Source organism: Streptomyces sp. TRM49041, from assembly GCF_008271805.1.
In the GTDB taxonomy this organism is placed as follows: domain Bacteria; phylum Actinomycetota; class Actinomycetes; order Streptomycetales; family Streptomycetaceae; genus Streptomyces.
Window position 1 is genome coordinate 61,952 of sequence record NZ_VSRY01000165.1, and the last position, 21,315, is coordinate 83,266.

Here is a 21,315-nt window from a genome sequence, read left to right on the forward strand (position 1 = left end):
AATTGTCAATCGGGGAATCCGAGGCGCTGCGGAAAGAACAGCACTTCATCAGTGAGCTGTACGCCCGGCTCGACATGCTGCGCGAGCGCGCCGAGGCCGCCGTGCGGGACGCGCTGAAGGATGCCGGGACCGGGCTGCAGGCGCGGCTGGAGCGGGATGTGCTGGTGGCCGAGCAGTCGGGGCTGCTCGCCGCGTACAACGCCGGCGACCAGGGGCTGTGTTTCGGGCGGCTGGTGTTCCAGGACGGGCGAGACCACCACATCGGGCGGATCGGGATCCGCGAGGACGACGACGAGCGCACCCCTCTCGTCATCGACTGGCGCGCCGACGTCGCCCGGCCCTTCTACCTCGCCACCGGCCACACCCCCATGGGCCTGAGCCGCCGGCGGCACATCAGCACACACGGGCGTGACGTCACCGGCCTCCACGACGAGATCCTCGACCTGCGGGACGGCACCCGCACCGGGCACGAGGGGCGGGACGCCGACTCCGTACTGCTCGCCGCGCTCGACGCCGCCCGCACGGGGCGGATGCACGACATCGTCCAGACCATCCAGGCCGAGCAGGACCGCGTCATCCGCGCCCCGCACCAGGGAGTCCTCGTCGTCGAGGGCGGCCCCGGCACCGGCAAGACCGCCGTCGCCCTGCACCGGGCCGCGTATCTGCTGTACGCGCACCGGGAGCAGCTCGCCCGGCGGGCCGTCCTCGTCGTCGGGCCCAACCCGGCCTTTCTCGGCTACATCGGTGAGGTCCTCCCCGCCCTCGGGGAGACCGGTGTCCTCCTCGCCACCATGGGCGAGCTGTTCCCCGGCGTCCACGCCGTCGGCATCGACACCCCGGAGGCGGCCGAGATCAAAGGGCGCGCCGCCATGGCCGGCATCCTCACCCGGTACGTGCGCGACCAGCAGACCGTGCCGCCCACGCAGGACCCGATAGAGATCGACCACGAGGACTACGGCACCCTCCTCCTCGACCGCGACACCGCCGAGGACGCCCGCTGGGACGCCCGCGGCACCGGGCTGCCGCACAACCTCGCCCGCCCCCGCTTCGCCACCCGGATCATCGACGCGCTCACCGCGCAGCTGGCCGACCGGCTCGGCGCGGACCCGTTCGGCGGGCCCAACCTCCTCGACCCGTCCGACATCGCCCAGCTCGGCAAGGAGATCGCGGCCAGTGGCGAGGTGCACGCCGCGATCGAGCGGCTGTGGCCGAGCCTCACCCCGCAGGGGCTCGTCGAGCGGTTCCTCGCCGACCCGTACGGGTATCTGCCCGACGGCGAGGCCGAGTTCCTGCGGCGGGCGCCCGGCGCCCCCTGGACCCCCGCCGACGTCCCCCTCCTCGACGAGGCCGCCGAGCTCCTCGGTGACGACGACTCGGCCGCCCGCGCCGCCGCCGCCCGCGAGCGCGCCCAGCGCGTCGCCTACGCGCAGAGCGTCCTCGACGTCTCGTACGCCTCCCGGACGTACGAGTTCGAGGACGAGGAGTCCGAGGTCCTCGGCGCCCACGACATCATCGACGCCGAACGGTTCGCCGAGCGCCACGAGGAGGACGACCACCGCAGCGCCGCCGAGCGGGCCGCCGCCGACCGCACCTGGGCGTTCGGGCACATCATCGTGGACGAGGCGCAGGAACTGTCCGCGATGGCGTGGCGGCTGCTGATGCGCCGTATCCCCACCCGCTCCATGACCCTCGTCGGCGACCCGGCCCAGACCGGCGACGCGGCGGGGTGCGGGTCCTGGCAGGAGATCCTCGACCCGTACGTGGGGGAGCGCTACGAGCACGTCATGCTCGGCGTCAACTACCGCACACCCGCCGAGATCATGGAGGTCGCGGCGGAGGTGCGGCGCACCGAGGAGCCGGGCTTCCGGCCGCCGCGCTCGGTACGGTCGACGGGCGTACCGCCCTGGGAGGTCACGGCGGACGACCTCGTGGGCGCCGTCGCCGACGCGGTCGCGCGGGAGGTGCGCGAGGAGGGCCGGCTCGCCGTCATCGCCCCGGCCGCCCACCTCCCGGCCCTCGCCGCGGCGCTGCCGGACGCCGCCCACGGGCCGAGCCCCGATCTGACCCGGCCCGTCGTACTCCTCGAATCCCGGCAGGCGAAGGGCCTGGAGTTCGACACCGTGCTGGTGGCCGACCCGGACGGTATCCGGGCCGGCGCGCCGCACGGCGTCAACGACCTCTATGTGGCCCTGACCCGTGCGACCCAGCGCCTCGGCCTGATCCGGCTCGGCTGACCGGCCTCAGCCCACCGGCTTGAACCACACCGTCGCCAGCGGCGGCAGCGTCAGCCGCACACTCACCGCGCGGCCGTGCGCCTCCACGTGCTCGGGCCTCACCGGGTCGGCGTTGCGTACGTCGCTGCCGCCGTAGCGGGCCTCGTCGGTGTTCAGGACCTCCGCCCACGCGGTGACCTCCGGGGGCACGCCCAGCCGGTACTCGTGCCGCACCACCGGCGAGAAGTTGGTCACCGCCAGCAGCGGGGCGCCCTGCTCGTCGTAGCGCAGGAACGCGAACACGTTGTCGTCGGCCGCGTCACCCACGACCCAGCGGAAGCCCTCCGGGACGGTGTCCCGCTGCCACAGGGCGGGCGTCCCGGTGTACACGGTGTTCAGGTCGCGGACCAGGTCCCGCATGCCCCGGTGGTCGCCTGCCGAGTGGTAGTCGTCGCCCAGCAGCCACCACTCCGGCCCCTGACCCTCCGACCACTCCGCGCCCTGCGCGAACTCCTGGCCCATGAAGAGGAGCTGCTTGCCCGGGTGGGCCCACATGAAGCCCAGGTATGCGCGGTGGTTGGCGCGCCGCTGCCACCAGTCGCCGGGCATCTTCGACACGAGGGCCTGCTTGCCGTGCACCACCTCGTCGTGCGAGATCGGCAGGACGTAGTTCTCGCTGTACGCGTACACCATCGAGAACGTCATCTCGTTGTGGTGGTACTTGCGGTGCACCGGCTCCTTCGAGACGTACACCAGCGAGTCGTGCATCCAGCCCATGTTCCACTTCAGACCGAAGCCGAGGCCGCCGTGGTCGGTGGGGACGGTCACGCCGGTCCAGGCCGTGGACTCCTCGGCGATCGTGACGACGCCGGGGCAGCGGCGGTAGACGGTGGCGTTCATCTCCTGGAGGAACCGGACGGCGTCGAAGTTCTCCCGGCCGCCGTGCTCGTTGGGCGCCCAGTCGCCGTACTCGCGGGAGTAGTCGAGATAGAGCATCGACGCGACGGCGTCCACCCGCAGGCCGTCGATATGGAACTCCTCGCACCAGTACACGGCGTTGGCGACGAGGAAGTTCCGCACCTCGGTCCGGCCGTAGTCGAACTCCAGCGTCCCCCAGTCGGGGTGCTCGGCTCGGCGCGGGTCCGGGTGCTCGTACAGCGGCGTGCCGTCGAAGCGGGCCAGGGCCCAGTCGTCCTTCGGGAAGTGCGCCGGGACCCAGTCGACCAGGACGCCGATGCCTGCCTGGTGGAGGCGGTCCACCAGATACTTGAAGTCGTCCGGGGTGCCGAGCCGGGCGGTCGGCGCGTAGTACGAGGTGACCTGGTAGCCCCAGGAGGGGCTGAACGGGTGCTCGGCGACGGGCATCAGTTCGACATGGGTGAAGCCGAGGTCCTTGACGTACGCGGGCAGCTCATCGGCGAGCTCGCGGTAGGTCAGGCCCGGCCGCCAGGACGGCAGGTGCACCTCGTACACGGAGAACGGCGACAGGTGTACGGGGCGGTCGCCCCGGTGGGCCATCCACTCGGCGTCCCCCCACACATGGTGCGAGGCGGTGACGACGGAGGCGGTCTCCGGCGGGCACTGGGTGCGGCGGGCCATCGGGTCGGCGCGCAGCGAGTGGCCGCCGTCGGGGCCGACGATCTCGAACTTGTACAGCGTCCCCTCGTCGATGCCGGGCATGAACAGCTCCCACACCCCGCTCGCGCCCAGTGACCGCATGGGCAGGCCCGAGCCGTCCCAGAACGTCCAGTCCCCGGCGAGCCGTACACCGCGTGCGTTGGGCGCCCACACGGTGAAGCGGGTTCCGGCGACCCCCTGGTGGGTCATCACATGTGCGCCGAGCGCTCTCCACAGCTCCTCGTGGCGGCCCTCCCGCACCAGGTGCAGGTCCAGCTCGCCCACCGAGGGCAGGAACCGGTACGGGTCGAGGACCTCCAGGTCGCCCGACTCGTACGACACGAGCAGCCGGTAGTCCGCCGGCACCTCCGGCAGCGGCAGCACGCCCGAGAACAGCCCGTCCCCGTCGTCGTGCAGCGCCCGCCGCTCGCCGTCGCCGAGCACGACGGCCACCGCCCGCGCCTGCGGCCGCAACACCCGGAACGCCACGCCGTCCGGCACCGGGTGAGCCCCCAGCAGTCCGTGCGGATCATGGTGCTCACCGGCCAGCAGCCGCGCTCGGTCGGCGCCCTCCAGGGGGTGGGCCGGCACCCCGTCGGCACTGACACGCGGCCGAGGCGGCCTACCGGGTACGGGCGCCTCCAGGGTGGTGACGACGGGCTGCCTGGTCGTCGCGGGCGGTTTACGGGTCGGACGGCGGGGGGTCACGGGGGAATGCCTCCTCGGATCGGTCACGTCAGGGGGTCGGGGAAGTACGGGGGGCGCTGCGAGAGCGCCCGGTCGGTGGAGGGCCTGGACCCGGTCGACGGCTCCGACCGCTCCGTCCCGGCGCCACGCGCCGAACCGCGCGCCGACGCCGACCCCGGCGCGTGGCGGGGGTCGGGGGTGTGCCGCTCCGGGGCGGGCGTCGGGTCCGTGGTGGCCGGGGTGCGGCGTTGTCCGTCGTCGGCCCGGCGCGGGTCCGCGGCCGGGGCGGTCGGGCGGTGTCGGGCCGACGGGTTGCCCGGAGGCCGGGGCGCCGTCGGCCGGGGGGTGGAGAGACGGCGGATGGCGGACATGGGGACCGGGAGCCAGTCGGGGCGGTGGCGGGCCTCGTAGACGACCTCGTACACCGCCTTGTCGGTCTCGTAGGCGCGCAGCAGTTCCGGCTCGGCGCGCGGGTCGTGGCCGGACGCCTCGGCGTAGCCCGTGCAGTACGCGTCGCGGCAGCGGTCCGCCCACTCCGCGTTCCAGGGGTGGTGGGAGTGGGCCGCGTAGTCGAAGGAGCGGAGTATCCCCGCCACGTCCCGCACCGGCGGCTGCGGGCGGCGGCGCTCGGCGAGGGGCTTCGTGGGCTCGCCCTCGAAGTCGATCAGCGTCCAGTCGCCGTCCGGCGTGCGCAGCGCCTGCCCCAGGTGCAGGTCGCCGTGGACCCGTTGGGTCCCCCATGTGCTGCCGTTCTCGGCGAGTGCGGCGACCGCCTCGAAGGCGGCGCGCAGCCCGGGGACGTACGGCATGAGCGCGGGCACCGCCTGCGTGGCGGCGTCCAGACGGCGGCTCATCGCGACGGCCAGGTTCTGCGCCTGGCTCCGGGCCAGCGTGATCGTCGGCAGCGCGTCCGCCAGGGCGGTGTGGACCTCGGCGGTGGCGCGGCCCAGCGCCCGGGCCTCCATGGTGAAGTCGCGCCCCTCAGCCAGCGCGTCCAGCGCCAGTTGCCAGCCGTCCCGGGAGCCGCGCAGATACGGCTGGAGGACCCCGAGCGTGGCGCCGTCCGGGCGGCCGGCCCCCGCCTCGTACCAGGCGACGGGCGCGGGCACCCGGGCGCAGCCGGCCCGGGCGAGCGCGAGCGGCAGCTCCAGGTCCGGGTTGGCGCCGGGGTGGATCCGCCGGAAGATCTTCAGGATGTACGCGTCGCCGTACACGAGCGACGTGTTCGACTGCTCGGTGTCCAGGACGCGTGGTGTGAGCCCGTCGGGGATGGCCACCGTGCGGTGGAAGTGCAGCGGGCCGATCGGGCCCGGTGCGCGCAGCCGCTCCAGGAGCAGCGCCGTGAGGCGCGGGTCGCTGAGCGCCTCGTACACGGCGCGCCCGGCCAGCGGCCCCTCGGTGACGTGCCCGATCAGGGCGGGCGCCAGCTGCGGGGGCAGGGTGTCGCGTACGCCCAGCAGCAGCTGGTAGCAGTCGCCGGGCGACGCGGACATGGCGGCGAGACCGGGCTGCTGCACGCGGACCAGCAGGTGCAGCAGGCCCGGCCCGGCGGTGTCGACCGGCAGCAGTTCGGTCGCCGAGACGAGGGCGAAGCCGGTGACCGGCCGACCCTTCCCGGCGAACCATCGTCTCCGCGGCAGCCATTCATGGAGCAGCGGCGCCAGTGACGGCAGCAGGGCGACGGGTGCCCGGGCGGTGGATGCGGTCTCCGACATGGCAGCGCGTCCTTTCCCCGGGTACTACAGAATGCACAGAACGTGCAGAGTGTCCCGGAATGCGGCATGGGCTGTCCGGCTGTGCGGGACGTGTCGGGCGGGGATGGTCCTTATCAACCCGAATCGACGTATGAGGGGGACAGTGCCCAGGGCGGAGCGAGGAAAACGCCCCGCCCTGATGTGGGGGTGTGGGGGGTGAGGACGCGCCGTCAGCGGGTGGAGGAATCTGTGGAGTTCATGGCCCGCACGGCCGGTTCCGCCGGTTCCGCCGGTTCCGCGGAGTCCGGCGCCGACCGCGCCGACGGCGGCCGTACCGCTTGCGGTCGTGCCGACTGCTTCGCGGAACCCGCGGCCGCCTTCGTGGGGAGCACCGTGTCCTTCCGCAGCCGGAACCAGTAGAAGCCGTGCCCTGCCAGGGTGAGCAGATACGGCCACTCGCCGATCGCGGGGAAGCGGACCCCGCCGATGAGCTCCACCGGGTGGAGCCCGTTGAACTGCCGCAGATCCAGCTCCGTCGGCTGCGGGAAGCGCGAGAAGTTGTGCACGCACATCACCAGGTCGTCGCCGTACTCGCGGAGGAACGCGAGGACCGCCGGGTTCGACGACGGCAGCTCCGTGTACGAGCCGAGCCCGAAAGCCGGGTTCTGCTTACGGATCTCGATCATCCGGCGCGTCCAGTGCAGCAGCGACGACGGCGACGCCATCGACGCCTCCACGTTCGTCACCTGGTAGCCGTAGACCGGGTCCATGATGGTCGGCAGGTACAGCCGTCCCGGGTCGCACGACGAGAAGCCCGCGTTCCGGTCGGGCGTCCACTGCATCGGGGTCCGCACGGCGTCCCGGTCGCCCAGCCAGATGTTGTCGCCCATGCCGATCTCGTCGCCGTAGTACAGGATCGGCGAGCCGGGCAGCGACAGCAGCAGCGCGGTGAACAGCTCGATCTGGTTGCGGTCGTTGTCGAGGAGCGGCGCCAGCCGCCGCCGGATGCCGATGTTGGCGCGCATCCGCGGGTCCTTGGCGTACTCCGCGTACATGTAGTCCCGCTCCTCGTCGGTGACCATCTCCAGCGTCAGCTCGTCGTGGTTGCGCAGGAAGATGCCCCACTGGCAGTTCGCCGGGATCGCCGGCGTCTTGGCCAGGATTTCGGAGACGGGGTAGCGGGACTCCCGGCGGACCGCCATGAAGATTCTCGGCATGACCGGGAAGTGGAACGCCATGTGGCACTCGTCGCCGCCGGCCGCGAAGTCGCCGAAGTAGTCGACGACGTCCTCCGGCCACTGGTTGGCCTCGGCGAGCAGCACCGTGTCCGGGTATGCCGCGTCGATCTCCTTGCGGACCCGCCTGAGGAAGGAGTGCGTCTGCGGCAGGTTCTCGCAGTTGCTGCCCTCCTCCTGGTAGAGGTACGGCACGGCGTCGAGGCGGAAACCGTCGATGCCCAGGTCCAGCCAGAACCGCAGTGCGGAGAGGATCTCCTGCTGGACGGCCGGGTTCTCGTAGTTGAGGTCCGGCTGATGCGAGAAGAACCGGTGCCAGTAGTACTGCTTGCGCACCGGGTCGAAGGTCCAGTTGGACGTCTCGGTGTCGACGAAGATGATCCGGGCGTCCTGGTACTGCTTGTCGTCGTCGGCCCAGATGTAGTAGTCGCCGTACTGGCCGTCCGGGTTGGTGCGGGACTCCTGGAACCACGGGTGCTGGTCGCTGGTGTGGTTCATCACGAAGTCGATGATCACCCGCATGCCGCGCTGATGGGCGGCGTCCACGAACTCCACGAAGTCCGCCAGGTCACCGAACTCCGGCAGCACGGACGTGTAGTCCGCGACGTCGTAACCGCCGTCCCGCAGCGGCGACTTGAAGAACGGCGGCAGCCACAGGCAGTCGACGCCGAGCCACTGCAGATAGTCCAGTTTGGCCGTGATTCCCTTGAGGTCGCCGATGCCGTCGCCGTTGCTGTCCTGGAAGGAGCGGACCAGCACCTCGTAGAACACGGCCCGCTTGAACCAGTCGGGGTCCCGGTCCTTGGCGGGGGTGTCCTCGAACGTGTCGTGGACGGGCTCGTTCACGGTCATGATGTGGGTGACCCTCCGATCGGGGGAGACGGTCGCAGGACCGTGAGGACGTGCGCGGGTGTGGCACCCGGCTCGAGGCGCACGTAATTGGTCCTGCCCCAGTGATAGGTCTCGCCGGTGAGCTCGTCGCGCACCGGTACGGTCTCGTGCCAGTCCAGGCCGAGCTCCGGCATGTTCAACGAAACCGTCGCTTCCTGGGTGTGGTGGGGATCGAGGTTCACGACCACCACCACCACATTCGACCCCGTCCGCTTGCTGTACGCGATGACCGCGTCGTTGTCGGCGTGGTGGAAACGCAGGTTGCGCAGCCGCCGCAGCGCCGGGTTGCGGCGCCGCACCCGGTTGAGCGTGGTGACGAGCGGGGCGATGCTGCGGCCCTCCCGCTCGGCCGCCGCCCAGTCCCTGGGCCGCAGCTGGTACTTCTCCGAGTCGAGGTACTCCTCGCTGCCCTCCCGCAGCGGGGTGTTCTCGCACAGCTCGTACCCGGCGTACATGCCCCACGTCGGCGAGAGCGTCGCCGCCAGCACCGCCCGCGCCTCGAACGCCGCCCGGCCGCCGTGCTGGAGGTAGGCGTGCAGGATGTCCGGCGTGTTCACGAACAGGTTCGGCCGCATGTACGAGGCGGCCTCGCCGGACAGCTCCGTGAGGTAGTCGGTCAGCTCCTGCTTGGTGTTCCGCCAGGTGAAGTACGTGTACGACTGCTGGAAGCCGATCGCGCCGAGCGTCCGCATCATCGCGGGCCGGGTGAACGCCTCCGCCAGGAAGATGACGTCCGGGTCGGTGCGGTTGACGCTCGCGATGACCTTCTGCCAGAACACCACCGGCTTGGTGTGCGGATTGTCGACGCGGAAGATCCGTACGCCGTGCGCCATCCAGTGCCGCAGCACTCGCAGCGTCTCACGGACGATGCCCCGCATGTCCTTGTCGAACGCGATCGGATAGATGTCCTGGTACTTCTTAGGCGGGTTCTCGGCGTACGCGATGGTGCCGTCGGCCCGGTGGTGGAACCACGCGGGTCGCCGCTTCACCCAGGGGTGGTCCGGGGAGCACTGCAGTGCGAAGTCCAGCGCCACCTCCATGCGCAGCTCACGGGCGCGCGCCACGAACGCGTCGAAGTCCGCCGGCGTGCCGAGGTCCGGGTGGACGGCGTCATGGCCGCCCTCGGCGGAGCCGATCGCCCACGGCACACCCGGGTCGTCGGGCCCGGGCGTCAGGGAGTTGTTCGGGCCCTTGCGGTGCGTGCCGCCGATCGGGTGGATCGGAGGCAGGTACACCACGTCGAAGCCCATCGCGGCGATCGCCGGCAGGCGCTCGGCGGCCGTGCGGAGGGTACCGGAGACCAGCCGGCCGTCCTCGTCGTACCGCGCGCCCTCGGAGCGGGGGAACATCTCGTACCACGACCCGTACAGCGCCCGCTCCCGCTCCACCAGCAGCGGCAACCTCTTCGACGCCGTGACCAGTTCCCGCAGCGGGTTACGGGCCAGGGCCTCGCGGACGTCCGTGGTGAGCGCGGCCGCGAGCCGTTCGGCGGGCGCACGGCTCACGTCGCGCATGGTGTCGACCGCGGCGAGGACGGCCTCGCGGTCTTCGTCCTTCGGCACGCCGTCGGCCGCGCGCTCATGGAGCGCGGCGCCCTCCTCGAGGACCAGGTCCGTGTCGATAGCCGCGGGGATCTTGATACCCGCCTCGTGGCGCCAGGTGGCCACCGGGTCGCTCCACGCCTCGACGTGGTACGTCCAGCGGCCCTCGCAGGTGGGGGTGACCTCGGCGCCCCACCGGTCCGTGCCGGGCGCCAGCTCTCTCATGGGGGTGAACGGGCCGGGCCGCCCGGACGGGTCGGTCAGCACCACATCGGCGGCGACCGCGTCATGGCCCTCCCGGAAGACCGTGGCCGTGACCTGGAAGGTCTCACCGGCCACCGCCTTGGCGGGGCTTCTACCGCAGTCGACGAGGGGAGAAACGTCCAGGACGGGAATGCGACCAATCAGCGAGTTCACAGCATCACCTGAGGGTTGCTTACGGGGTATCGCTCTTTGTAACTGCTCTGTTGACGCATGGCGCTGCGCAGGCATCACCGCTCCTCTCCGGGTTCACTCGGGTGGGCGGGTACCGGAGGAGCCTTCCCATGCCTCTCGGGTGGGCAATCCGGGGGTTCAGTACCTACCGACACGTAGGGTTGTCCGGCCAGACAGCCGAGAACCGACCCCGTTCGATGGAATTACGGGGCCGGTTCACCGGTCGGGAGTGTCAGACGCTCTTTCGTGCCGCCAGGGAGGGGCGAGGGATCACCGCTCGGCCCCGCTCGGCTCCTCCGCCCACACCTGCCACGGACGCCGTGTGATCCAGTCCTCGACCGGCGCGGGCCGGACCGAGAGCAGCCGGGCCGCCGTGCCGTCGTCGCCCGCCATCAGCAGCGGATCGGCGCCCGTCGCCATGTAGTGGTAGATGCCCGCGATACCCGCCGCCGCGTCGTCGCCCAGCACCCGCGCCAGACTCCGCTCGAACACCGCGGGCTCCAGCGGTACATAGTGTACGGACCGGCCGAGGCCGCGCGCGAAGGCCGCCGCCAGATGGTCACCGGTCAGCGTCCGCGCGCCGCCGATGTCGAACGACCGGCCCTCGACGCCGTCCGCGGTGAGCGCCCCGTACACCGTCTCCGCCAGGTCCTCGTGGGACAGCCACGCGGTCGGGGTGTGGGCGGGCAGCGGGTAGGCGAGCACCCCGTCGTTGACGAGGGCCGGACCGTTCCACGGGCTGAACAGATTGTCAAGGTAGACCGGCGGGCGGACCACGACGAGGGGCACGCCGCTGTCGCGCAGCACCTCCTCGGCGACCCGCCGGGTCTCGAACGCCGCCACATGCGTCCTCCCGGCCGGTACACGGGTGTTCGCGTTGTATACGATCCGGCGCACTCCGGCGTCCCGGGCGGCGTGCGCGACGTTCAGCGCGTACTGGGCGACGCGCTCCTCGTCGTACACCAGCGGCATCGCCACGGCGGCGTGCGTCGCGCCCTCGAACATCGCCCGGACGTCCTCCGGCCGCCCCAGGTCACCGGATGCGCAGGCCACGCCGGGCATCGGGGGCCGGTCCCCCTCGGGGCGGCGCGACAGGGTCCGCACCCGGTGGTTCCGTTCGGCCAGGAGACGGGCGATCGCGCCGCCCTGGAAGCCGGTCGCGCCCACGACTGCGACGCGCATCGGAATGTGATCGGACATATGCCTGAAGGGCCCTTCGATAGGGTGTCTGAAGCTGCCAAGACGGCACCTTTCAGGCTGGCGGCGGCGGCTTTGGCCGATCAATTAACAAACCGGGGCGGGGGTTGAAGGATCGTCCATGGACAGCATGCGGAACGACGGCGACGACCTCCTGAGTGAGCTGCTGAAACCGCTCCGACTCACCGGGGTGTTCGACAGTCGCTGGCACGTACGGGCCCCGTGGGCCATCGAGGGGGACGCGGAGCAGAGCTGCGCGGTCCTCCACTATGTCGTCGAGGGCGACTGCTGGATCGGCGGCACCGACCATCCCGCGCAGCAACTCCTCGCCGGTGACCTGGCCGTCTTCCCGACCGGCGCCGCCCACCGGCTCTCCGACCAGCCCGACCGGCAGGGCGTGCCCCTCAAGACCGTGCTGCCCGAGCGGCAGCCCGGCACCTCCGGCGAGATCCGCATCGGCGGCGAGGGCCCCGAGAGCCGGCTGCTCTGCGCCGGGCTGCACTACGACTCCAGCGCCGCCACCGGCCTCTACCGCGCGCTGCCCTGGGCACTGGTCCTGGACCGCTCCCAGGTCGACCGCGAGCCGCTGCTCCGCGACACGCTCCGGCTCCTCGCCGCCCCCGACCGGCCCACCGGACCCGGAGACCGGCTCATCACCCTGCGCGCCTTCGAGATGGCCCTCGTCCTCGCCCTGCGCCCGCTGCTCCGCGACTTCTCCGAGAACCCGGCCGTCCTGCCCGTGCTCCGCCACCCCGGCATCAGCCGCGCCATGGTGATGATCGCCACCAGATTCGCCGAGCCCTGGACCATCGAGTCGCTCGCCCGCGAGGTGGGAATGTCCCGCTCCGCCTTCACGGCCGCCTTCCGCGAACTCGTCGGCGAGGCCCCCGCCCGGCATCTGACGGGGCGCCGCATGCAGGAGGCGGCCCGGCTGCTCTGCGAGACGTCGCTGCCCCAGTCGGCCGTGCCGCAGCGCGTCGGCTACCAGAGCGCGGTCGGCTTCCATCTGGCGTTCCGCAAGTGGTTCGGCAAGACCCCGGGGGAGTACCGGTCCCACGCGGCGAGGGTCGCGTGAGCGCGGCCCGGCCCGCGTACGGAACATTCCGGTCGCAACGGCGGGCAACGGCTGGCCGGTTCTTAAGGACCGCTGGACGGTCGTTCATTGCCGCAGGTGGCCAAGGGCGGAAAGGCTCTGCTCGGCACAGCCGTTCCCCAGAGGAGACATGGTGACCAGGTCCGGTCAGGATTACTTGCAGTCGCTACGCGACGGCCGCGAGATTTGGCTCGACGGCGAGCGGGTCGACGACGTCACCGGGCACCGCGCCTTCCGCAACACGGCCGCGTCCCTCGCCCACCTGTACGACCTGGCGCACGACTCCGAGCACACCCCGGTACTCACCCGGGACGGCGTCCACCGGGCGTATCTGGTGCCCCGCTCGTACGACGACCTCGTCGCCCGCCGCGCCGCCCACAAGGTGTGGGCGGAGGCCGGGTACGGGTTCCTCGGGCGGACCCCCGACTACATGGCCGGTGGCGCGGCCGGGTTCGCCGCCGCGCCCGCAGTGTTCGCGACCGCGACGTACGACGGCTCGGCGCCCGCCCTCGCCTACCACCGGCGGATGGCCGAAGGTGATCTGTATCCGGCGTTCACGCTCACAAATCCGCAGATCGACCGCACCCGGTCCGCGGCCGAGCAGGAGCAGGACGATCTGGTCGTCCGGGTCGTCGCGGAGAAGGACGGCGGGATCGTGGTGCGCGGCGCGAAGATGATCGGCACCGCCGCCGTCTTCGCCGACGAGGTGATCGTCGGAACCATCGAGCCGCTCCCGCCGCAGGACGCCGACCACGCCGTCACCTTCTCGCTGCCCCTCGCCACACCCGGGGTGAAGCTGCTGTCGCGCACCTCCTACGAGGCCCGGGCGCGCAGCGTCTTCGACAACCCGCTGTCGTCGCGGTTCGACGAGAACGACGCGCTGCTGGTCTGCGAGGACGTGTTCGTGCCGTGGGAGAACGTCCTCACCTACCGGGACGTCGACGCGTCGTTCCGCATGTGGTGGCACACCCCGGCGTTCCGGAACTTCGTCCACCAGGCGGCCACCCGGTTCTGGACCAAGCTGGAGTTCCTCACCGGCATCGCCATCCTGCTGGCCAAGGCGAACAACACATACGAGCTGCCGCCCGTCACCCAGACCATCGGCCGGCTCCTCGGCAGGGTCGCGCAGGCCAAGGCGTTCGTGCTGGCCGCCGAGGCGTCGTACGAGCAGGTCGACGGCGGGCGCGGTGGGGTGGCGCCCGGCAAAGACATCTCACTCGCGCAGCGCATCATGGCCGCGGAGCTGTACCCGCAGGCCGTCCAGGACATCAAGCTCCTGGCGGGCGGCGGGCTCATCCAGCTCCCCGCGTCCGGCGAGGACCTCCTCCACCCGGAACTCGGCCCGCTCCTCCGCAAGTACGTCCGCTCGCCCGGCACTCCGGCCGAGGAGCGCGTCAAGCTGCTGAAGCTCGCCTGGGACGCGCTGGGCTCCGAGTTCGCCGGCCGCCACGAACAGTACGAGCGCTTCTACCACGGCGCCCCGCACGTCGCCCTCATGCAGCAGGCATGGGAGGGCGACGGGGCGGCCTGCGAGGGGTTGGCCCGGGCGTGCCTGGACGGCTACGACCTGTCGACCGGGACGCCCCGGTGAGCGCCCCCCGTCCGGCGGGGAGACACCGTGGCAGGTGACGTGCACGGAGCGCGGGGGGCGCTCGCACTGCTCGCCTCCACGCAGCTCCTTCTCATCATGGACACGGCGATCGTCAACGTCGCCCTCCCGTCCGTCGGCCACGACCTCACCGCGAGCTCCACCACCCTCTCCTGGGTCGCCAACGCCTATCTCATCTCCTTCGGCGGCCTGCTCCTCCTCGGCGGCCGCGCCGCCGACCTACTCGGCCACCGCCGACTGTTCGTCACCGGCCTCGGCCTGCTCGCCGCCGCCTCCGCCGCCGGAGCGCTCGCCGGCTCGGCGGCGACGCTCGTCGCGGCCCGAGCCGCGCAGGGCGTCGGGGCGGCGCTCGCCGCGGCCGCCGCGTTCGCGCTGCTGCTCAACCTCTTCCCGGACGGCCCCGCCCGGCATCGCGCGCTGGGCGTGTTCGCCGCCATGGGCGGCCTCGGCGGGGTCCTGGGCACCGTCCTGGGCGGGGTACTCACCGACCTGCTGGGCTGGCGCTCCACGTTCTGGCTCAACGTCGCCCTCGCCGTCCTCATGGCCGCCCTCGCGCTCCGGCTGCCGGCCGGCTCCGCGCCCGCCGCCGAGCCCGGCTTCGACGCGCTCGGCGCGTTCACCGCGACCGCCGGGCTCGGCCTCGTCGCGTACGCCCTCGTCGCCCGCAGCCCCCTCGCGGGCGTCGCCGGGCTCGCCCTCCTGGCCGCGTTCGCCCTGCTGGAGACCCGGGTCGCCCGGCCGCTCGTGCCGCCCGCCGTGCTGAGACGCCCCGCGCTGCGCCTGGCCAACGGGCTGAGCGCGCTCGCCCAGATGGCGCTGTTCCCCATGTTCTTCCTGGTGAGCCTCTACCTGCAGAGCGTCCTCGGGTACTCCCCGCTGCTCGGCGGCCTCGGCCTGCTGCCGCTCTCGCTGGTCGTCGTCGCGACCGCCCCGCAGACCGGCCGGATCATCGCCCGGCTCGGCCTCACCCGGACCATGACGCTCGGCTTCACGCTGCTGCTGGCCGGCATGGTGTGGCTGGCGCTCGCGCTCTCCGCCGACGGCACGTTCGCCGGCACCGTCCTCGCGCCCAGCCTCGTCCTCGGCGCCGCCCTTCCGCTGGTCATGGTCACCACCAATGTGGCCGCCACGGCGGAGGCGGCGCCCCACGAGACCGGGCTCGCCTCCGGCCTCGTCAACACCAGCCAGCAGTTCGGCTCAGTGCTGGGCCTCGCCACCCTCGTGGCCGTCGCCACCGCCTTCCCCCGAGCTCTCGACCTCGTTCGAGCGGGGGGCACCCCCCTCACCGAGACGGCGACCCCACTCGCCCAGACCACCGGCTTCCGTGCGGCCCTGCTCGTCGGCGCCGCCTTCGCGGCAGCGGCCGCCCTGCTCTCCGTGCGGCTGCGCCTGCCGTCCCCCTCCCCCGAGCTCCCACCTCCGTTCGAGCAGGGGGGAGCCCCAGCGGCGGCGAGCCTGCGCCAGGACCGGGCCGGCGACCCGCGGTGACTGCCCGGCGGCCCGGGCGGCGGGGACCCGGCGGCTCACCGCCGGGCACCCCGCCGCGCCCTGCCCGCCGGAGCCGACCGCGACACCACCTCATCCACACGTGCCCGAGAGGGGCCTTCGTTGACCCTTTACGACCTAGTCGAGCCCGGACTCGTCATCGCCTGCGCCGAACCGCGCTACCGGATATCCGAGATACGCGCCGCCGACCCGCTCGGCGCCGACGCGCTGCTCGCCGCCGTCCCCGGCATGAACCGGGACGCCGACGTGGCCGCGCTCACCGTTGCCCTGCGCGCCCTCGCCCCCGACCTCGACCGGGTCGCCGAGTGGAGCGTCGTGGAGGCCCTCGCCGGGATGCGCGACCTGGGGCTGCTGCTCGGCTCCCTCAAGCGCCACGGCGCCGAGCCCGTCGCCGCCGTCCCCGAGGTGCTGCCCGTCCTGGAAGAGCTGGGCCGCCGCACCGGCATGGTGCCCCGCGACACCGTCCACCACTACACCACCTGGAACCCGCTCGGCCGGCGCCGCCGCACATACACCGGCGCGGAGATGGAGGCCCACCTCCAGGACGCCGTCAGCATGGTGTTCCCCAGCCTCGTCGCAGCGCTCGACACCTGCGGCGAGCTGGCCCGCCTCGAACCGTACGACCCCGGGTTCGCCCTCGCACTGGACCGCACCGCACAGCACGTCCAGTCGATGGTCGACTCGATCGACTTCACCGTCGCCAACGTCACGCCCGAGTTCTTCGCCCGTGTCCTCCGCCCGTACTTCGAGGAGATCGACGTGGCAGGGCGCGACTACCTGGGCCCCGCGGCCGCCCAGGTACCCCTCTGGCTCGTCGATCTGACGCTCTGGCAGAGCGACCGCTCCGACCCGCGGTACGACGCGTTCCTGGAGGAGTCGGTCCAGTACAGCCTGCCGTCGTGGCGCGCCTTCCACGCCGCGCACCGGGGCGGCGCCTCCGCCGTCGGCAAGCTCTCCGCGGCGCTCAGCTGGGAGACCACGCACCGGCTGTCGCCCCAGCTCACCGCGTCCGCCGTCTCCCTGGCCCGGGTGCTGCGCCTCCTGAAGACCTTCCGCGCCCGCCACCTCGGCATCGCCCGCAAGGCCTACCACGACGACCTGCGCCTGTACGAGGCCGGCAGCGGCGGCGCCCCCGTCGCCCTCCTCCGCGGCGTCCTCGACCTGACCCGGGACAACGAGACCCTGGTGCGCCGCGCCACGGTCCTCCCCCGCACCCCGGCCGCCTGAGAGGACCACGGGACATGACCCAGAACACCACCCCGCGCGAACCGGACGGCACCCTGACCATCCGGCACGGCTCGGCCCCGGCCCCGGCCGCCGCCCCGGACCCGGACCCGGACCCGGCCTCCACGGCCCCCCGTGCGGCGACCCGCGCCACGGCCGCCCGCGGCACGACGCCCGACATCCTCGTCGCCGGTGGCGGTGTCGCCGGGCTCACCGTCGCGCTCGCGCTGCACGCCGCCGGGTTCGGGCGGGTCACCGTCGTCGAGGCGGCGCCCGAGATACGGCCCGTCGGCGCCGGGCTGAACCTGATGCCCAACGCCGTGCGGGAACTCGACGCGCTCGGAGTGCTCGACCGGCTGGAGACCGACGCCGTCCGCACCCGCGAGCTGCGGTACTACCACCGGTGCGGCGCCCTCGTCGCCCGCGAGGAACGCGGCGTGCGCGCCGGCTACCGCTGGCCGCAGCTGTCCGTGCACCGCGCGCACCTCCAGCGCGTCCTCGCCGACACCGTCCGGGAACGCCTCGGGCCCGGCGCGCTCGTCACCGGCGTCCGCGTCACCGGTGTGGAGCAGCCGCTGGGCGGCGCACGGCCGCGGGTGCGCATCGAGCACCGCTGCGACGGCACCCGCAGCCTCGCCGCCCTCGAACCGGACGTGCTGATCGGCGCCGACGGCATCCGCTCGGCCGTCCGCACCGCCCTCCACCCCGACGAGGGCGAACCGCCGTGGAACGGCATGCTCGTATGGCGGGGGGTGTCCAGCATGGACGCCCGGCGCACCGGCTCGTTCATGTTCATCGCGGGCGACGACCGCCAGAAGGCCGTGGTCTACCCGATGACGGAGCCGTCGCTGCGCCGCCCCGAGGTCCTCGTCAACTGGGCGCTCTCCATGCCGGCCGACGCCGTCGACGAGCGCTTCCTCGGGGACTGGAACCGGCCTGTCCCGGTCGGCCGGTTCTTCGAACACTACGAGGGCTGGGAGTTCGGCGGGGTCAGTGTCCCGGAGGTTCTGCGCGCGGCCGACGGCGCGTACGAATACCCCATGGTGGACCGCGAACCCCTCGCCCGCTGGAGCCACGGCCGTACGACCCTGATCGGCGACGCCGCCCACGCCATGTACCCCATAGGCTCCAACGGCGCCACCCAGTCGATCATCGACTCCCGTGCCCTCGCCCACGCCCTGGCCGTACACCCCGACCCGGGGGAAGCGCTCGCCGCGTACGAGGCCGAACGCCGCCCCGCCATGACGGAGCTTCAGCGAGCCAACCGGCGCCTCGGGCCGGAGGTCGTCATCAACCTGGCGCACGAGCGGGCCCCCGGCGGCTTCACCGACATCGACGACGTCATCCCGCCGGACGAACGCCGTGCCATCGCCGCCCGCTACGCGGCGACCGGCGCGTTCGACCCGGAGACGGTGAACCTCGGCTCGCCGTACGACGTCCCGTCCCGCCGGACCCCGCGCCGCGACACGCCGCCCCGTGGCACCCCGCGTGGTACCCGGCGTGACTCCGGGCGCGACACCCCGCGCGACACCCCGGTCCGCGCGCTCCCCTAGTGCGCCCCCGGTGCCACATGCGCCGTGCGCCATGGCCGTGCGCGTCGTCGTGGCACTACCGTCGGAGCAGGACGGCGGACGCATACCGTGGTGCGTCCGCCACTGTACGTATCTCCCCTGCGAAGGTGGAACACGTGAAGGCCATCCGTCGATTCACCGTGCGCCCCGTCCTGCCCGACCCACTCCGACCACTCAGTGACCTCGCGCGCAATCTGCGCTGGTCCTGGCATGCCGAGACCCGAGAGCTCTTCCAGGCCGTGGACCCCGAGGGGTGGCGTGCGGCCGGCGGCGACCCGGTCCGGCTCCTCGGCTCCGTCTCCGCCGCGCGGCTCGGCGAACTCGCCAAGGACCGGCGCTTCCTGCGCCGCCTGAACGCCGCCGCCGACGATCTCGACGACTATCTGCGCGGCCGCCGCTGGTACCAGAACCAGCCCGCCCAAGGCCCGGACGGCGACGCTCCGCCACCCGCGGCCATCGCCTACTTCTCGCCCGAGTTCGGGGTCACCGCCGCCCTGCCCCAGTACTCCGGCGGCCTCGGCATCCTCGCCGGCGACCACCTCAAGGCCGCCAGCGACCTCGGCGTCCCCCTCATCGGCGTCGGCCTGCTCTACCGGCACGGCTACTTCCGCCAGTCCCTCTCCCGCGACGGCTGGCAGCAGGAGCACTACCCGCTCCTCGACCCCAACGAGCTGCCCCTCACCCTGCTGCGCCGACCCGACTCCACGCCCGTCCGGGTCTCCCTCGCCCTGCCCGGCGGACGCTCCCTCCACGCCCACGTGTGGGTGGGGCAGGTCGGCCGGGTCCCGCTGCTGATGCTCGACTCGGACGTCGAGGAGAACGGCTCCGGCGAACGGGACGTCACCGACCGCCTCTACGGCGGCGGCAGCGAACACCGGCTCCTCCAGGAGATGCTGCTGGGGATAGGAGGAGTACGGGCCGTGCGGGCCTACTGCGACCTCACCGGCCACCCCGCCCCCGAGGTGTTCCACACCAACGAGGGGCACGCCGGGTTCCTCGGTCTGGAGCGCATCCGGGAGCTCACCGACGGGGGCACCGACTTCGACGCCGCCCTGGAGGCCGTCCGCGCGGGCACGGTGTTCACCACGCACACGCCCGTCGCGGCCGGCATCGACCGGTTCGACCGCGACCTGGTCGCCCGCCACTTCGGCCCGGGCGCCGAGCTGCCGGGTGTGGACCTGAGCCGCATCCTCCAGCTGGGCCGCGAGACGTACCCCGGCGGTGAACCGAACCTCTTCAACATGGCGGTCATGGGTCTGCGCCTCGCCCAGCGCGCCAACGGCGTGTCCACCCTCCACGGCGCGGTCAGCCGGTCGATGTTCGCGGGCCTGTGGCCGGGCTTCGACGCGGAGGAGGTGCCGATCACCTCCATCACGAACGGCGTCCACGCCCCCACGTGGGTGGCGCCCGAGGTGGTCCGCCTCGGCGCCCGGCAGATCGGCGCCCAGCGCGCCGAGGACGCCCTCAGCGTCGGCGGCTCCGAGCGCTGGGACTCCGTCGCCGACATCGACGACTCCGCCGTCTGGGAGCTCCGCCGCGAGCTGCGCGAGCAGCTGGTGCACGAGGTGCGCACCCGGCTGCGCGCGTCCTGGCAGGAGCGCGGCGCCGGCGCCGCCGAGCTGGGCTGGATCGACGGGGTCCTCGACCCGGACATCCTGACCATCGGCTTCGCCCGCCGCGTCCCCTCGTACAAACGGCTCACGCTGATGCTCCGCGACCGCGACCGGCTCCGTGAGCTGCTGCTGCACCCGACCCGCCCCGTGCAGATCGTCGTCGCGGGGAAGGCCCACCCGGCGGACGACGGCGGCAAGCGGCTGGTGCGGGAGATGGTCCGGTTCGCCGACGACCCGCGCGTACGCCACCGCATCGTCTTCCTGCCCGACTACGGCATGGCGATGGCGAAGAAGCTCTACCCGGGCTGCGACGTCTGGCTGAACAACCCCCTCCGCCCCCTGGAGGCGTGCGGTACGAGCGGCATGAAGGCCGCACTCAACGGCTGCCTCAACCTGTCCGTACGGGACGGCTGGTGGGACGAGTGGTACGACCCGGACTTCGGCTGGGCGATCCCCACCGCCGACGGGCCGACGACCGACGAGGACCGGCGGGACGACCTGGAGGCGCATGCCCTGTACGAGCTGATCGAGCAGCGGGTGGCGCCGCGCTTCTACGACCGGGGCGCGAACGGGCTGCCCGAGCGGTGGATCGAGATGGTCCGCCGCACGATCACGTCCCTCGGGCCGAAGGTGCTGGCCGGCCGGATGGTGCGGGAGTACGTGGAGCGCCTCTACACCCCGGCGGCGCTGGCCCACCGGTCGCTGGACCCGGAGGCGGCGCGGGAGCTGGCCGAGTGGAAGTCCCGGGTGCGCACGGCCTGGCCGGGCGTGGCCGTCGACCACGTCGAGGTGGACGAGACGAGCGAGGTCGCCGAACTGGGCTCCACGCTCGCTCTGCGGGTCCGGGTGACCCTGGGCGACCTGCTCCCGGAGGACGTGGAGGTCCAGGCGGTCGCCGGGCGGGTGGACACCCATGACTCGCTGGCCGACGCCCGTATGTTCCCGCTGAAGCCCGCGGGCGGCGGCACCGGCCCGGACCAGCAGGGCCGCTGGGTGTACGAGGGCCCGCTGAGCCTGGACCGCACCGGCCCGTTCGGCTACACGGTCCGCGTGCTGCCCGCCCACCGGCTGGTCGCGGTGGGCGCGGACCTGGGCCTGGTGGCGCTGCCGACGGAGTCCACGGCGGAGGGCGCGGGGGTCCTGATGCGCTGACCCCGGTGACCTCCCGCGCCGCTTGTGGCCGTCGCCC

The 21,315-nt window shown here is 72.7% G+C and carries 10 protein-coding genes and 2 pseudogenes; 7 read left to right on the forward strand and 5 right to left on the reverse strand.

The genetic code is table 11. From position 1 onward, the window contains the following. The first annotated feature begins 74 nt into the window (after positions 1-74). Positions 75-2,234, forward strand: a complete 2,160-nt coding sequence (locus FVS66_RS28310) for a UvrD-helicase domain-containing protein (RefSeq protein ID WP_149184174.1) — start codon at positions 75-77, stop codon at positions 2,232-2,234. Between the two features lie 6 nt (positions 2,235-2,240). Here FVS66_RS28310 and glgB read toward each other — a convergent pair whose 3' ends face one another. The 5 genes and pseudogenes from glgB to FVS66_RS28335 form a co-directional block, all read right to left on the reverse strand. Continuing rightward, entirely contained in the window at positions 2,241-4,538 is a 2,298-nt protein-coding gene (glgB, locus tag FVS66_RS28315; protein ID WP_262387263.1) for a 1,4-alpha-glucan branching enzyme, read from the reverse strand. Positions 4,539-4,864: 326 nt separating this feature from the next. Further along, a pseudogene (locus FVS66_RS36295) lies at positions 4,865-6,232 on the reverse strand (maltokinase); the annotation flags it as partial. A gap of 374 nt (positions 6,233-6,606) precedes the next feature. Then, positions 6,607-8,298 (reverse strand): annotated as a pseudogene (gene treS / locus FVS66_RS28325) (maltose alpha-D-glucosyltransferase); the annotation flags it as partial. After that, on the reverse strand, positions 8,295-10,286 hold the full coding sequence (locus FVS66_RS28330; protein ID WP_149184175.1) for an alpha-1,4-glucan--maltose-1-phosphate maltosyltransferase: 1,992 nt from the start codon (positions 10,284-10,286) through the stop codon (positions 8,295-8,297). The pseudogene treS and the gene FVS66_RS28330, both read right to left, overlap by 4 nt. Positions 10,287-10,583: 297 nt before the next feature. Further along, positions 10,584-11,495 carry an SDR family oxidoreductase gene (locus FVS66_RS28335; protein ID WP_149184073.1) on the reverse strand — a complete coding sequence of 304 codons (912 nt, stop codon included), beginning with the start codon at positions 11,493-11,495 and terminating at the stop codon, positions 10,584-10,586. A gap of 136 nt (positions 11,496-11,631) precedes the next feature. Between FVS66_RS28335 and FVS66_RS28340 the strand changes: the two genes are divergently transcribed. The 6 genes from FVS66_RS28340 (at position 11,632) to glgP (ending at position 21,278) form a co-directional block, all read left to right on the forward strand. Further along, positions 11,632-12,585 (forward strand): AraC family transcriptional regulator, encoded by a 954-nt coding sequence (locus FVS66_RS28340; RefSeq protein ID WP_149184074.1) that lies wholly within the window; start codon positions 11,632-11,634, stop codon positions 12,583-12,585. A gap of 148 nt (positions 12,586-12,733) precedes the next feature. Further along, positions 12,734-14,194, forward strand: coding sequence for a 4-hydroxyphenylacetate 3-hydroxylase N-terminal domain-containing protein (locus tag FVS66_RS28345; RefSeq protein ID WP_262387265.1), 1,461 nt, complete (start codon positions 12,734-12,736; stop codon positions 14,192-14,194). 27 nt (positions 14,195-14,221) lie between these two features. After that, positions 14,222-15,700: an MFS transporter gene (locus tag FVS66_RS28350; protein ID WP_262387266.1), complete on the forward strand. Its 1,479-nt coding sequence runs from the start codon at positions 14,222-14,224 to the stop codon at positions 15,698-15,700. A gap of 120 nt (positions 15,701-15,820) precedes the next feature. Further along, entirely contained in the window at positions 15,821-16,945 is a 1,125-nt protein-coding gene (locus FVS66_RS28355; RefSeq protein ID WP_149184075.1) for a monodechloroaminopyrrolnitrin synthase PrnB family protein, read from the forward strand. Between the two features lie 14 nt (positions 16,946-16,959). Continuing rightward, the gene (locus FVS66_RS28360; RefSeq protein WP_149184076.1) at positions 16,960-18,495 is read left to right on the forward strand and encodes a flavin-dependent oxidoreductase; all 1,536 of its coding nucleotides are present in this window, start codon (positions 16,960-16,962) and stop codon (positions 18,493-18,495) included. Positions 18,496-18,629: 134 nt separating this feature from the next. Next, entirely contained in the window at positions 18,630-21,278 is a 2,649-nt protein-coding gene (glgP, locus tag FVS66_RS28365) for an alpha-glucan family phosphorylase (protein ID WP_149184077.1), read from the forward strand. The last annotated feature ends 37 nt before the right edge of the window (positions 21,279-21,315 follow it).